At 60.9% G+C, this 13331-nt stretch carries 19 protein-coding genes; 6 read left to right on the top strand and 13 right to left on the bottom strand.

Annotated features, from left to right (window positions below; all coding sequences use genetic code 11):
• Positions 1-152: 152 nt before the first annotated feature.
• From WNE31_RS16420 to WNE31_RS16410, 3 genes are all read right to left on the bottom strand, one after another.
• Positions 153-1352: a multidrug effflux MFS transporter gene (locus tag WNE31_RS16420; RefSeq protein WP_349981039.1), complete on the bottom strand. Its 1200-nt coding sequence runs from the start codon at positions 1350-1352 to the stop codon at positions 153-155.
• Positions 1353-1374: 22 nt separating this feature from the next.
• A complete protein-coding gene (locus tag WNE31_RS16415; RefSeq protein WP_349981038.1) occupies positions 1375-3306 on the bottom strand; it encodes an AsmA family protein in 1932 nt (643 codons plus the stop codon).
• A gap of 67 nt (positions 3307-3373) precedes the next feature.
• On the bottom strand, positions 3374-4801 hold the full coding sequence (locus tag WNE31_RS16410) for a pentapeptide repeat-containing protein (protein ID WP_349981037.1): 1428 nt from the start codon (positions 4799-4801) through the stop codon (positions 3374-3376).
• A gap of 95 nt (positions 4802-4896) precedes the next feature.
• Here WNE31_RS16410 and rimO point away from each other — a divergent pair, with 95 nt between their 5' ends.
• Together rimO and WNE31_RS16400 are read left to right on the top strand one after the other, a co-directional pair.
• Positions 4897-6300 carry a 30S ribosomal protein S12 methylthiotransferase RimO gene (gene rimO / locus WNE31_RS16405; protein WP_349981036.1) on the top strand — a complete coding sequence of 468 codons (1404 nt, stop codon included), beginning with the start codon at positions 4897-4899 and terminating at the stop codon, positions 6298-6300.
• Between the two features lie 143 nt (positions 6301-6443).
• Complete coding sequence (locus WNE31_RS16400) at positions 6444-6689, top strand: CDGSH iron-sulfur domain-containing protein (protein WP_349981035.1); 246 nt, start codon at positions 6444-6446, stop codon at positions 6687-6689.
• 3 nt (positions 6690-6692) lie between these two features.
• Here the strand turns inward: WNE31_RS16400 and WNE31_RS16395 are convergent, their stop codons facing one another.
• The 7 genes from WNE31_RS16395 to WNE31_RS16365 form a co-directional block, all read right to left on the bottom strand.
• Entirely contained in the window at positions 6693-7049 is a 357-nt protein-coding gene (locus WNE31_RS16395) for a diacylglycerol kinase (RefSeq protein ID WP_349981034.1), read from the bottom strand.
• Positions 7050-7120: 71 nt separating this feature from the next.
• The gene (locus tag WNE31_RS16390) at positions 7121-7375 is read right to left on the bottom strand and encodes a DUF6455 family protein (RefSeq protein ID WP_349981033.1); all 255 of its coding nucleotides are present in this window, start codon (positions 7373-7375) and stop codon (positions 7121-7123) included.
• 22 nt (positions 7376-7397) lie between these two features.
• Complete coding sequence (locus tag WNE31_RS16385; protein ID WP_349981032.1) at positions 7398-7676, bottom strand: DUF6455 family protein; 279 nt, start codon at positions 7674-7676, stop codon at positions 7398-7400.
• Entirely contained in the window at positions 7673-7948 is a 276-nt protein-coding gene (locus WNE31_RS16380) for a DUF6455 family protein (protein WP_349981031.1), read from the bottom strand. Before WNE31_RS16380 ends, WNE31_RS16385 begins: the two co-directional genes overlap by 4 nt.
• A complete protein-coding gene (locus WNE31_RS16375) occupies positions 7945-8208 on the bottom strand; it encodes a DUF6455 family protein (protein ID WP_349981030.1) in 264 nt (87 codons plus the stop codon). Before WNE31_RS16375 ends, WNE31_RS16380 begins: the two co-directional genes overlap by 4 nt.
• Positions 8209-8316: 108 nt before the next feature.
• Positions 8317-8673: a YigZ family protein gene (locus WNE31_RS16370; protein WP_349981029.1), complete on the bottom strand. Its 357-nt coding sequence runs from the start codon at positions 8671-8673 to the stop codon at positions 8317-8319.
• Positions 8674-8681: 8 nt separating this feature from the next.
• Positions 8682-9389 (bottom strand): M48 family metalloprotease, encoded by a 708-nt coding sequence (locus WNE31_RS16365; protein ID WP_349981028.1) that lies wholly within the window; start codon positions 9387-9389, stop codon positions 8682-8684.
• A 108-nt stretch (positions 9390-9497) separates the two neighbouring features.
• Between WNE31_RS16365 and WNE31_RS16360 the strand changes: the two genes are divergently transcribed.
• Complete coding sequence (locus tag WNE31_RS16360) at positions 9498-9743, top strand: hypothetical protein (RefSeq protein ID WP_349981027.1); 246 nt, start codon at positions 9498-9500, stop codon at positions 9741-9743.
• On the opposite strand, the gene WNE31_RS16355 is transcribed toward WNE31_RS16360, so the two are convergent.
• Entirely contained in the window at positions 9740-9991 is a 252-nt protein-coding gene (locus tag WNE31_RS16355; protein ID WP_349981026.1) for a DUF167 domain-containing protein, read from the bottom strand. The two genes, WNE31_RS16360 and WNE31_RS16355, sit on opposite strands and share 4 nt — an antisense overlap.
• An 82-nt stretch (positions 9992-10073) precedes the next feature.
• Here WNE31_RS16355 and WNE31_RS16350 point away from each other — a divergent pair, with 82 nt between their 5' ends.
• Genes WNE31_RS16350 through WNE31_RS16340 form a run of 3 tightly spaced genes read left to right on the top strand, consistent with a single transcriptional unit; the run spans position 10074 to position 12525 of the window.
• Positions 10074-11195: a class II histone deacetylase gene (locus WNE31_RS16350; RefSeq protein WP_349981025.1), complete on the top strand. Its 1122-nt coding sequence runs from the start codon at positions 10074-10076 to the stop codon at positions 11193-11195.
• A gap of 53 nt (positions 11196-11248) precedes the next feature.
• Positions 11249-11827, top strand: coding sequence for a nitroreductase family protein (locus WNE31_RS16345; RefSeq protein ID WP_349981024.1), 579 nt, complete (start codon positions 11249-11251; stop codon positions 11825-11827).
• The gene (locus tag WNE31_RS16340) at positions 11812-12525 is read left to right on the top strand and encodes an EI24 domain-containing protein (protein ID WP_349981023.1); all 714 of its coding nucleotides are present in this window, start codon (positions 11812-11814) and stop codon (positions 12523-12525) included. The genes WNE31_RS16345 and WNE31_RS16340 overlap by 16 nt, the downstream gene beginning before the upstream one ends.
• Here WNE31_RS16340 and WNE31_RS16335 read toward each other — a convergent pair.
• Both WNE31_RS16335 and mce read right to left on the bottom strand, forming a co-directional pair.
• Positions 12479-12775, bottom strand: coding sequence for a DUF1467 family protein (locus WNE31_RS16335; RefSeq protein ID WP_349981022.1), 297 nt, complete (start codon positions 12773-12775; stop codon positions 12479-12481). The two genes, WNE31_RS16340 and WNE31_RS16335, sit on opposite strands and share 47 nt — an antisense overlap.
• A 73-nt stretch (positions 12776-12848) precedes the next feature.
• A complete protein-coding gene (gene mce / locus WNE31_RS16330) occupies positions 12849-13253 on the bottom strand; it encodes a methylmalonyl-CoA epimerase (protein WP_010441821.1) in 405 nt (134 codons plus the stop codon).
• Positions 13254-13331: the final 78 nt, after the last annotated feature.

Below are 13331 nucleotides of genomic sequence, written 5' to 3'. Positions count from 1 at the left end.
TGGGATGAGATGCCTCTTATCGTTCAACCTCCGGCGTCGCGGCGGTTGAACATGATAAAGACCCCGCCACTTATGTGGTCAGGGCATAATAGACTGTGGTGATGAGGCATGTCCGTGTCATGGCATTCCCCTCGCATCTGGCACCGCCCCTGTCAAGCCGGGACGCCTTCGCGCAGGTCAATGCGATGCACGTAAAGCGCGGCCCATAGCCCCGCCGCCGCCGAGGCCAGCATGATCGCCAGCAACAGCCAAGCGCCGTTTTCCGGCGAGATGAGCGCGCTGGTCAGCGATGTCAGCACCGCCCCGCCCGCCACCATCAGCGCCCCCGACAGGCCTGAGGCGCTGCCGGCCAGTTCGGGGCGCACCGACATGGATCCCGCCGCCGCCGCTGGCAGGGTCAATCCGTTGCCCAGCCCCACGAACACCACGCAGCCGAAATAGGTCCAGACCGTCACGACATCATTCAGCACCAGCAAAAGGCCCACAACCAGCCCCGCGCAGGCCGAGATGCGTCCAAAGATCATCAGCATGGCCAGGCTATGCCGTTTGGCAATCCGGCCCGAGATGAAGTTGCCCACGGCAAAACCGCCGGTGATCGACCCGATCCCAATGCCAACCTCAGCCGGTGAAAGATCGAACTCGATCCCGGCCACCAGCGCCGCACCGCCCAGAAACGAATAAAACGCCCCTACCGAAAAGGCCGAACACAGGGAATAGCCCCAGAACCGGCGCGAGCGGATCAGTTCGGGATAGGTGCGGAACTGGGCCCCGAACGTGGCGGACGGGGTTTTGTTGGTTTCACCCAGATCGGTCCATGTCAGGACAAACAGGCCGATCCCCAAGAGGGTGAATACCACGAAAGACGCACGCCACCCAAAGAGTTGGTCCAGTAGCCCGCCAAAACTGGGGCCCAGCATGGGGGCCAGTGCCATCACCATGCCGATATGGCCCAGCATCGCCGCCGCCTCTTGGGCGGGCACCATGTCGCGCACCACTGCGCGCGACAAGGCCGCGCCCGCAATCACCGCCGATTGTAGCAGGCGAAACCCGAGGAACACCCAGATATTCCCGGCCAGCAGACAGCCAAGCGAGGCCACCGCAAACACCGCAAGCCCCGCCAACAGGACCGGCCTGCGCCCGAAGCGATCAGAAAGCGGCCCGAGGATCAATTGCAACACTGCCGTCACAACGAGGTATCCGCCGACCGACAGGCTGACCAGCGCGTAATCCACGTCGAATTCCAGAGCCATGTTCTGCAGCGAAGGCAGGAACATGTTCAGGGTCAGAACCGAGACTGCGGTCAACAGGATCAGGGTTGCCAGACGGGGCGGCGTGCGCGCGCCCGCCATCATCGGCGCATCGGATCAACGCACATCAATCGCCCCCTAAAAGCCGCAAAAGCTCGTTCTTGGCCTTTTCCTCCAGCTTGTCTTTCAGGGCATCTTCGGCCGATTGCCCCTCTTCGGGCTGAACCCCCAGACGGTCGTTCACCTCTTGCAAGGCGCGGGCCTCGGCCTCGTCCTTCAGGCGCTCTTTCTCGGCCTCGACGTCGACCCCCAGTGCCTTGTCCAACTGGGGCCGGATCTTGGGATCATCCCAAGACCCTTTGATACGCACCGGCACCGCCAGCCCCTGATTGTCCGCGCGCTTGATCTGCGGCGTGAACAGATAGTCGATCCGGCGCTGCCCAAGGTCCACCGTGCCTTCCCCGCGCGCCTCGATGCTGGGCAGGTCCAGCACCAGGTCGTCATTCGCCAGAACCCCATTTTCAATCTGGAACGTGCCGCCCAGGCTGTCGAACACGGTGGTTCCGCCGCCGGCGATGCCGCCCCGCAGGATACGGTCCAGATCAATCCCCGAGATCGTGCCCCGCCCGACCTCGACCGCGCCATCGCCTTTGAGCGAGGTCATGATCGCCTGCACCGATTGCCCGACACCGAGAAACGACACCGAGACATTGGCCGCGCCCGTGAACCGGCTAAGCGCCATGGCATCGGTCAACAGCCCCTTCATGCCCACCTCGCGCGCGGTCATCTTGCCCCCGACCGACAGCCCGTTGCGGTTGTTGGCGACAAATTCACCGGTGATCATCCCGTCATAGGCGTTGACCTCGTTCAACGTAAACACCGCGCGGGAACGGTCCACGGCAATTGTCATACGCGACGCGCCCAGTGTCAGGTTGCCAAGGTCGATACCCTGCGCGGCAAAGGCGATTGTTCCGTCAAACGCGGCCAGCCCCGAGGCGTCGATCGGTGCGGTGGACCAGCCCGCCGTGGCCCCGCCCCCATGCTGCGCTGCGTCGCCATCACCTTGGGTGAACGACGACAGGTCCAGCTGTTCTGCCACGATCTGGGCCGTGATCTTGGGACGGTCGCCGGTCTGGACCACATCGGCCTGCACCTTGAAGGCATTGCCAAGCGCACTTACCTGCCCGTCACGCAAAGAAAACTGTCCCGTGCTGGTCAGGGTCATCTTACCGCTCAGCCCCAACGGCCCCGCCTGACCGGTCGGCGCCTGCCCCAGCGCAGCCATCAACGCATCGGGATCGGGCACCGTCGCCTTTATTTGCCCCGCCGCCTGCGGATCCAGAGCCGCACGCCCGTCAAAGGCAATCTTTGCGCCGGCGGCCGCCAGATCAGCCGTGACCGGCGTCACCGCACCCGCCAGCAGCCCCGGCAAATCTGCCAGCACCGCATCAACGCGCAGGTCCTGCCCCGCCGGTCGCAACACCAGCGCAACCTCGGCCGGGGCCTCGGGCGCGGGCCAGTCCAGGCGGATATCGGCCTGCGCGGTCTCGAAAACCACCCGCCCCTCTTCGACATAGCGGAGGCGGGAATCGGTAATGTTCAGCTTTTCAAGGAAAAAGGTCGCGCCTTGTGCGGTCTCGCCTGCGTCCGCGCCTTCGGACGGAGCGGCGCCCGCCGGCATCAGGGCCCAGTTCGCCAATCCGCCTTCAGTCACCTCAAGCAGCACATCCGGCCTGACCGCCTGAACCCGCTTGATGCGGAGTTCACCCCCGATCAGCGCCATCAGGTCGACCCCGATATCCACGCTGTCCGCCCGGAACATCGGCCCCCGATCGGACCAGTCGGCATTGGCCAGCGTCACCGGCCCGGTCGAGACCCCCAGCACCGGAAACCAGCTGATGCTGACGCCACCCTCAAACGTCAGTTCTCGCCCCGTCTGCGCCTTGACCTGATCGGCGGCGAGCTTGGCAATCTTCTCGCCCGGCAACACGGCCACCAGCACCACAAGGCCAATGACCAAAGCCACGACCACCATTAACAGAACACGGATCAAACGCATGGGCACCTCAACAACTGCTCTTTCGGGTGAGCCTAGGCGTGCCTCAGAGCGTCTGCAACGGGGAAGATCAGCGAAGGCGGAACCGTTGACGCAAGCCGAGGCCGAGGAAGAAGAGAAAGACAAAGCCCAACACGGTCTGGGTCCCCGCCAGAAAATGAAGCCATGGGCCGGCCTCTTGAAAAAACTTGCCAAAGTGAAGGCGTTGCAAACCGAAGAATTTGAAAGTGTTGGCAAAGCTTAGACCAAGCCCTGCCCAGATCTCGCGAAAGAAATCCAGCAGCCCCGCGCCATGCCCCGCCGTCCCGAGCTTTGCGGCAAAGACCCCCGAAGGCATCACAACGGTCGTGACCAAAGATTTCGCAGGCCGTTCAATCGAGTGCCCATAGTCCGAGACCAAACCAAAGGCGCGATATGGCAGACGCTGCAACCAGGACCCGATCTGACCGGCAAACTGCATTTCGCGCCGGAAAAAGAAATGCTCGTCTTCTGGCAGGCCCTGTTTGGCGATCGCGTGACGGATGGTGGCGCAAGAGTCTTTTGACGCCTCGGCCCATATCTGCTCTTCATCGCGATCTTTATACGGGCGTTGCGCTTTGTCAGGCCAATAACCTTCTTTGGCCGTGAATGTCGTGTTGTCATGCAGAACTGCCCCGGAAAGGTCGGGGTAATTTTTCAGAAATACTGCCTCGCGAAAACTGGTGGGCTTGTCGAACTGACAATCTCGGAAAGATGTTCGGTCAATCCTTGAGTCCCCTGTGTCATCAAATTTGGTATTAACAAAGTTGGTTAACCCACCAAACCGCGCCAGCTGAAAGTTGGCAACTTCGTAAAAATGCGCGTCACGAAAATAGACGATATCTTGAAAGAATGCCGAAACGAAGTTTGCCAGACCTTTAAATTGTGCTCCACCAAAATAGTTTGGTGCTCCAAACGACGCTGAATAGAAGTTTGTAATTCTGGCAATCTCCACCTCACGAAAATCGATGCCAAATGCAAAATCCGCTTCGCGAAAGAATGCATTTGAATTAAATTTCGCGCCCTGAAAACTGCTTTGAGCAAAAAAACTTACCAACTTAAACTGTCCATCTGCTTTGAAATTTGCATTTTGAAAAGTGACGTCGGTCGGAAACGCGAAATCGTTGCAAATGACAGGAAGTCCAAAGATCAGATCGCTGAAATCAAAACTTTTCCTCGGAGACGGCAAACCTTCATAAACAAAGCTTTGGTCATTGCGCTTCACCATCTGTTCTTGGTGCAGGCATTTAACCTCATCCGCTAGTGTCCGCCACGCCGTCAACTCTGCTTGGCTCACGCTACAAACATTGGTCGCTTCGAAAAGTTTACCTGTGTCGGCGAGATCCTTTCCCGCCCAGGCATTCCAAGCCCGACGGTTCTTTTCGTGTAATTCCCAATCAATTCCATCCCCCGTCTGCTCGCCATATAGAGTCGCCAACACATACCAAGGGTTCTCGTTCGCAGGTTTCAACTCGGCCATAAGTCTCTCGTCATGCAAAATGCCTTGCTCCAACCCTAGCCCAATCGCGCATTTCCACAATTCCCAAACGCCGCCCAATCCCCTATATCCCCCGCATGACCAGCAATCCGCCAGAGCTTCGCCCCGACCTCGCCAATGCCCGTGTGGCACAGGAAACCACCCGTCCCGGCCAGCCGACCATCGGTATGGTCTCGCTTGGCTGTCCCAAGGCGTTGGTCGACAGTGAGCGTATCCTGACCCGTCTGCGCGCCGAGGGCTATGGCATCTCGCCCGACTATTCGGGTGCGGATGCGGTGATCGTGAATACCTGCGGCTTCCTCGACAGTGCCAAGGCCGAAAGCCTGGAAGCGATCGGCGAGGCCATCCAGGAAAACGGCAAGGTGATCGTGACGGGCTGTCTGGGGGCCGAGCCGGAATATATTACCGGCACCCATCCCAAGGTTCTGGCCGTGACCGGCCCGCATCAATATGAACAGGTGCTGGACGCGGTGCATGGCGTGGTGCCGCCCGATCCCGACCCTTTTGTGGATCTCTTGCCTGCGACGGGCGTCAGCCTCACTCCGCGCCACTTCAGTTATCTCAAGATTTCAGAAGGTTGCAATCACAAGTGCAAGTTCTGCATCATCCCCGACATGCGCGGCAAGCTGGCCAGCCGTCCGGTGCACGCCATCCTGCGCGAGGCCGAGAAACTGGTCGAAAACGGTGTGCGCGAACTGTTGGTGATTTCGCAGGACACCTCGGCCTATGGGCTGGACCGGAAATATGACACCCATCCCTGGAAGGGCGAAGAGGTGCGCAGCCACATCCTTGATCTGTCGCGGGAACTGGGGCGGTTGGCCGACCCCAAGGACCTGTGGGTGCGGCTGCATTATGTCTACCCTTATCCGCATGTCCGCGATCTTATTCCGCTGATGGCCGATCCGGACAATGCACTGCTGCCCTATCTGGATATCCCGTTCCAGCATTCCCACCCCGATGTGCTGCGGCGCATGGCCCGCCCCGCCGCTGGGGCCAAGACGCTGGACGAGATCGCCAACTGGCGCGCGACCTGTCCCGATATCACGCTGCGCTCGACCTTTATTGTCGGATATCCCGGCGAGACCGAGGCCGAGTTCCAGCATCTGCTGGACTGGATGGACGCCGCACAACTGGACCGTGTCGGCTGTTTCAAATACGAAAACGTCGACGGTGCGCGCTCAAACGCCCTGCCCGATCACGTGCCCGAAGAGGTCAAGCAGGACCGCTGGGAGCGCTTCATGGAAAAGGCGCAGGCAATTTCGGAAGCCAAGCTGGAGGCCAAGGTTGGTCAGGTCATGGACGTGATCGTCGACGACATCGACGAAGACGGCATCGCCACCTGCCGCACCAAATCCGACGCCCCCGAGATTGACGGGAACCTTTTCATTGACGAAGGCACCGAGGGGCTGGCCGTCGGGGATATCGTCACGGTCGAGGTCGACGAGGCCGGGGAGTATGATTTGTGGGGAATGCGCACCTAGTTCGACGGGGGTGGTTCGGACGCGGTCATTGTTGCATGGGCAACCATGAGAGTGAGAGGAAGGTTTATCCCACCACCAAAGCTTGACGCGCCCCCCAAACGCACCAGCTTTCCTGTCACTGCCAGCCATAGAGGAGAGCCAGCATGTCGGACGCGCCCATAATTGTTCAGAAAACCCCGTATCCCGTCGAGGTCGAGGAAGGGAAAACCTATTTCTGGTGTTCATGCGGGCAGTCATCGAAACAGCCGTTTTGTGACGGATCGCATAAAGGCACGGCGTTCAACCCGGTGAAATACACGGCCGGATCGACCAAGAAGGCGTTCTTTTGCGGGTGCAAGCATTCGGTAAACCAGCCGCTCTGCGATGGCAGCCACGCCAAGCTGGACTAGGCGTCAGACCAGCCCCCACAGCACCACCAGCCATGCCACGCCGGCGGCGATGGCGGTCAGGGCGACCGCGGCGCTGCCAGCGTCTTTGGCTTGTCCCGCAAGGGGATGATGATCTTCGGAAATATAGTCTACGGCGCGTTCGATGGCGGTGTTGACCAGTTCGGCGGCCAATACCAGCACCCCAAGCGCAAGGATCAGCGCGCGTTCGCCGGTCTCGAGCGGTAGCCACAAGGCCAGCGTGGCAGATACAAGATTGGCCCAGACCCATGTGCGGAAAGAGTGTTCCTCTTTCCATGCAAGCCGGGCGCCAGCCCAGCTCCAGATCACCCGCAGGCGCAACCGTTTGAGAAAATAAATCATGCCCCCTCCGTCAGCGATGATGGACCGGAGGAGACATGTTTTTCAAGGTGTGAGACCCGGATCAGCCCGGATCAGTCGGACGCCAGCTGCGCCAGCAGATCCTTGTTCAGGCAATAGTCCGGCGCGGCGTCGGCGCTGTCATGCGTGGCCTGCCAGCCCTTGCATTCCCCCACGCTCTGACATTGGGTGCAGGTCATTACCGCGCTGCGGTATTTCTGCGCCAGTTCGGGATGCTCGGCCAGTTTCTCGGACCAGTCGACCCCGACCTTGCCCGACATCTTGCCCATCAAATCCGAATGGTCGTCCAGTTTCTTGAAAATGCCCATGGTGTAATTCTCCGTATGGTCTTCAGGCCCGACGGGCCTCTTGTCTCAGCCTTGCAAACAGGTCTGCGTGCACGCATCCTTCGGGGGCGCAGTCCGCGCCCGCCGCCTGACCGCCCAGCCAGGACTGGCAATGGTCCACCAGCGCGCATTTGCGGCAGTTGGTGACAAGGTCGGCATATTGTTTTTCAGACAGCGCGCCTTCGGCCATGGCGTCGCTGAGCGATACCCCCATCGACCGCGCCACGCTGCGGGTTAACCAGAAATGCCGGGCGGGATCGCCCAGATGTGCAAGTGAGTTCATGCTTCCAGCCCCTCCAAAGCAGATTTGAGTGCCTCGAACCGGTCCTTGTTGCGACAGGGCTCGGGGGCTTGGTCGGCAGCGCCTTCCTGACGCCCCAGCCAACGCTTGCAACCCGCGGTCCAGTCGCAATGACGGCAGTCCTGCACCATTTCGGCCCAGTCCGCGTTGGTCAGGTTTGCACGCTCCATCGCCGCGACGAGATCGGTCTCGGTCGCCTTGGCCATTTTTTGAACCAGCCACAGATGCGTGTTCTGGTCGCCCAGCGGTTTCATTTCACATTCTCCTGCAACGCGGTGATGACCTCGTGGTTGGCGCAATATCCCGGCAAGGTGTCCCCTACCTCTGCCGGTTCCGACAACCAGACCTGACACGCCTCGGGCAAGGCGCATTTCGAGCAGCGCAGCACCGAGTCGGCTATGTCGTCAAAGGCCAGCCGACCGGACAGCGCGGCTTCCTGCAAATCCACACCCACGCGAGTGGCGGCACGATCCAAAAGATCTGCATGATGTTTGAGTGCGGCGATATCAGGCATTGGGCCCTCCGGTCTGGCAATGACCTGACCCTAACACGCTGCGACACGACGGCCCTTGACCTGCATCAATCAGGTAATGTGGAAGGAACGTTTCGGGTGTGCGTCGACCTAGGCTGACCTGTCGTCCAGATAGGCGCGCACGCAATCCTGCACCCGACGAAACCTGTCTCCACCCAGCTTTACGCCGCCATACCAACGGGTTACGACGATGATGTGATCGGTCAGCCCTTCGCGTTCGAGCATGCGCAAGATCACCATGCCCGCGCCGCTTTCGCCATCATCGCCTTTCAGAGGGGTGCCATCGGACAAAAGCGCGGCCCATGTATTATGGGTCGCCTTGGCGAATTTACGGGCGCGTTTCAGGTCTTTGAGAAAGGCATCTACATCCTTGCGCCCGGTCACGGGCCCGCCCGACACGGCGTATTTTGAGCCGCGATCCGTGACCACGTTCAGTATCTGGTGCATGGCGTGGATTACATCTTGGCCGCGGTCTGGCGCACGACCTGGATGCGCTGGTTGTTGGGCGGGTGGGTGCCAAGGAACATGTTGCCCGGGTCTGCGATGCGCGTGAAATACTGTGCGCCGTTGACAGGATCATAACCCGATTTCTTGGTGATGACCGTGCCAAGGCGGTCAGCCTCAAGCTCGTACGCCTTGGAATAAGCGCGCGAGCCCACCATCGCGCCGGCATCCATCGCCGCGTCCAGCGTGGCGGCATTGGCTCCGGCGGCCGAAGCCAGAATCCCGACAATGATCGCTCCGGCCATGGCATCGGCCTGCTGGCGGTTCAGGTGGCCCATGATGTGATGCGCCGCCTCGTGGCCCATCACAAAGGCCAGTTCGTCCGAGTTGCGCGCATCCGACACAAGGGCCGCGGTAAAGGTGATTTGGGGGCGCCCGTTCCGGTCGACCGACTGAAAGGCGTTCGGAGGCAGATTGGCGCGCTGATCCACCGAGATGTGGAAGTCACAATTCGTACCCTTGGTGCGGGCGCGGCATTCGCGCTCGGCGATTGGCTCCATCCGGCGTTTGATCGGAGCAAGGCGCGAGGTCGCTTGCGCCACGCTCAGCCGTGTGACGGTGCCGCCATTCTGGGGCGCGGTGGGTTTCGGGGCCGGTTGAGGGGGGGCACCACAAGCCGCAACCACACTCATTGCAACCACAAGAGCAATCCAGCGCATGTCTCTGCTCCTACAAAATCATGACAGACCCTAAGCTTAGTGCGCGCTTCCGCCGGTTTCCAGTCTCATTCTGCTTGCCATCGTCGTGACAGGCGTTACGCTGACCTCATGTTCAGTATTGAGCACGAATTTGACGCCACGGTTGTGACCCTTGTTGACGAGGGATCCACCCACCTGTCCGAAGATATCACCATCAACCTGTTCGAAGATGTGGTGACGGTCGAACAATATGATCCCCGCACGGACAGCGTGCAGAAGGTCAGTTTTTCCATGCACCAGATTCAGGAACTGGCCGCTGCGCTGGATCTGCCCGAAGGGGTGTATAAGCTTCAGCTCGACGGCAAACCCGGCTAGGGCGTTACGCGGAACACCTTGTCCCGCGCGGTCTGTCCCCGGATCAGGGTCAGGCGCGACTTGGCGACTCCCATTTCTTTGGCCAAGAGTTTCTGCACCATTGCGTTGGCTTTGCCGCCTTCTGGAACCGTGGTGACATAAACGCGGATCTGGCCGTTTTCCTGTTTCACGAGGTTGCGCGATGCCTTGGGCGTGACGCGGACCGCGATCTCGGCATTGTCGGTGGCAAGATGCGCCAGGCTTGGCATGGGAAATCTCTTTCATGTGGACGGGTGCATCCTAAACCGGCAAGACTGTGCCCGATAGGTGTATTGCGACAAGAGGGCGACCATGGCGACGGGGTTTTTCTGGGATGAAAGGTGTTTCTGGCAGTCTGGCGGGAACTATGCGCTGACCCTGCCAGTGGGCGATTTCGTGCAACCGCTTGCTGCGGGCGGCCTGCCTGAAAGCCCCGAAACCAAGCGACGCCTGAAAAACCTTCTGGATGTCAGCGGGCTGTCGCGCGAGTTGCACATGACCAGCGCCCCAGCCGCCAGTCGCGAAGATCTGGAGAGAGTGCACCCGGCAACTTATCTGGAGCAGTTCAAGGCCATGTCGGATGCGGGCGGCGGCGAACTGGGCCTGCGAACCCCGTTCGGCAAAGGCGGGTACGAGGCAGCCGCCCTGTCAGCCGGTCTGGCGAAAGAGGCCGTGCTGGCAGTTCTGCGAGGCGAGTTGGAGAATGCCTATACCCTGTCACGCCCGCCGGGGCATCACTGTCTGCCCGACTGGCCGAACGGGTTTTGCCTGTTGGCCAGCATCGCGATTGCCATCGAGGCCGCAAAGGCGGCAGGGCTGGCCGACCGCGTGGCGGTGATTGACTGGGACGTTCATCATGGCAACGGCACCGAGGCAATTTTCCTGTCGCGGGACGACGTGCTGACCATCTCGCTGCATCAGGACCGGAACTATCCGCTGGACACCGGCGCGTTCGACGTGCGCGGCGAAGGCGATGGGGCGGGATACAATATCAACATCCCCCTGCCCCCGGGTGCAGGCCATGCCAGTTACCTTGACACGATGGAGCGGATCGTGCTGCCTGCGCTGGATCGCTATCGCCCTGACCTCATTATCGTGGCCTGTGGCTATGATGCGGCGGCGTTTGATCCCCTTTCGCGGATGCTGGCCACGGCCGAGACCTTTCGCGAAATGACGAGGCAGGTCATGGGCGCCGCGGATACATGGTGCGACGGTAAACTGGTTCTGGTGCATGAAGGCGGCTATTCCGAGGCCTATGTGCCCTTCTGCGGGCACGCCGTGCTGGAAGAACTGTCCGGCAGCGACATTTCCGTGCCCGACCCCATGGCCGAAACGCTGAGAATCCGCCAGCCCGACGCCCGGTTCGAGGCGTTTGTGGCCGAACAGATCGGGGAACTTGCGGATTTCTTTGCAAAACCCGCGAAAAGCGGTTGAAACCCCGCCCTGGCCTGACGACATAAGGTCCGACCAATAAGAGGGAAGCATACATGCCCCAACCGAATCCGCAGGCGCTGGAGTTTCTGCTCACGCGCCGGTCCCGCCCAGCCAAGACACTGACCCTGCCCGTGCCCACACGCGACGAGTTGACGCCGATCCTCATGGCGGCGCTGCGTACGCCTGACCATGGCAAGCTGGAACCGTGGCGCCTGATGGTGCTGGAACGGGCCGCGCTAGCCCGCCTTGGCGACCTTGCTGGTGAACGCGGGGCCGCGCTGGGGCTGGAGGAAGACCAGATTGCCAAGGGCCGCAACCAGTTTGACACCGGCAATCTGGCCGTCGTCGTGATCGAAAGCCCGGTTCTGTCGGAAAAGGTGCCCACGGTCGAACAGACGTATTCGGCGGGGGCCGTGTGCCTTGCGCTTTTGAATGCGGCGCTGGCCGCCGGTTGGGGCGCAAACTGGCTGTCGGGCTGGATCAGCCATGATCGCGGTTTCGTGGAACAGGCCTTTGGGCTGGCCCCGCAGGAACGCGTCGCCGGGATCATCCATATCGGCACCGAGAAAGCTGCCCCGCCCGAACGTCCCCGTCCCGATCTTGAGAGCAAGGTGACATGGGTGTCCAACTGATCCTGACTTCGTTTTTCAAGGCGCTGGGGCAGTTGGGGGACCGGCGGTTCCGCAAGGTGTTCTTCACCGGTATCGCTCTGGCGCTGATCTTGCTGATCGGGGCAAGTGTCGGCCTTGTCAAAGTGCTGGATTTCTTCGTGGCCGAGGAAATCACCCTACCTTGGATTGGTGCGGTCACATGGGTGGATGATGTGCTGAACTGGTCGCTGGTGCTGCTGGTGCCGGTGGCTTCGATCTTCCTGATGGTGCCGGTGGCCTCGGCCATGACGGGGCTTTTCCTTGATCAGGTGGCCGACGCGGTCGAGGACCGCCATTACCCCGGCCTGCCGGCAGTGCCGGACCTGCCGATCTCGGAAACGCTGAAGGATACGGTTGGGTTTCTGGGGGTCATGATCGGCGCCAATATCGTGGCGCTGATTCTCTACGTGGTCTTTTCGCCGCTGGCGCTTTTCATCTTCTGGGCGCTGAACGGGTTCCTGCTCGGGCGGGAATACTACCAGATGGCCGCCATGCGCCGCGTCGGACGCGAAGGTGCCCGCGCTCTGCGGCGACGCAATATGGGGACGATCTGGCTGGCGGGTGTTCTGATGGCGGTGCCGCTGTCAGTGCCGCTGGTAAACCTGCTGATCCCGATCATGGGGGCGGCGGTCTTTACTCACCTGTTCCATCTAACACAGGCGCAGGCCCCATCACGTTGAACCAGTCGAAATCGCGCACGGTGATGACGCCTGTAGTGATAATCCAGTACAGGATCGCCCACATCACGGCGGCGGCCAGCGTGGTCCATTTGGCCTTGGTGCGCAGCTGGTGATGCTCGGGGGCACCGGCATGGGTGCCCGGCACGACCTCGCCCACGTCGCCCTGTGTCTGCAGGCGGATCGGGATCGCGATCAGGAAGGTCAGGAACCACAAGACCGCATAAAGGACGAGCGCTGAGGTGATGGCCATGGCGGGGTTCTCTTTCCGTGTTCAAAGACAATACGGGCGGGATATAACCCGCCCGCCCGTGAATTCAATGGGATCAGACCTGTTCAAGCTCGACCAGGCAGCCGTTGAAATCCTTGGGGTGCAGGAACAACACGGGTTTGCCGTGAGCGCCGATCTTGGGCTCGCCCGAGCCCAGCACACGCGCACCGGTTTCCTTGAGATGGTCGCGCGCCGCGATGATGTCTTCAACCTCGTAGCAGACATGGTGGATGCCGCCCGAGGGGTTCTTTTCAAGGAAGCCGTTGATCGGGCTATTTTCGCCCAAGGGATACAGCAGTTCGATCTTGGTGTTGGGCAGCTCGATGAACACCACGGTCACGCCGTGATCGGGTTCGTCCTGCGGCGCGCCGACCTTGGCCCCAAGAGCGTTGCGGTATTGCGCCGAGGCCGCTTCGAGATCCGGCACGGCAATGGCGACGTGGTTCAGACGTCCGATCATGTCGATGTTCCTTTCAGGTTTCTCAAGTTTGAAAACGTTATGGGCAAGCCGCGCCCCCGTTGCAAGCGACAGGGGGTC

Source organism: Shimia fortis (assembly GCF_040225985.1).
Classification (GTDB): domain Bacteria; phylum Pseudomonadota; class Alphaproteobacteria; order Rhodobacterales; family Rhodobacteraceae; genus Shimia.
This window is presented reverse-complemented; position numbering and strand designations above follow the sequence as displayed.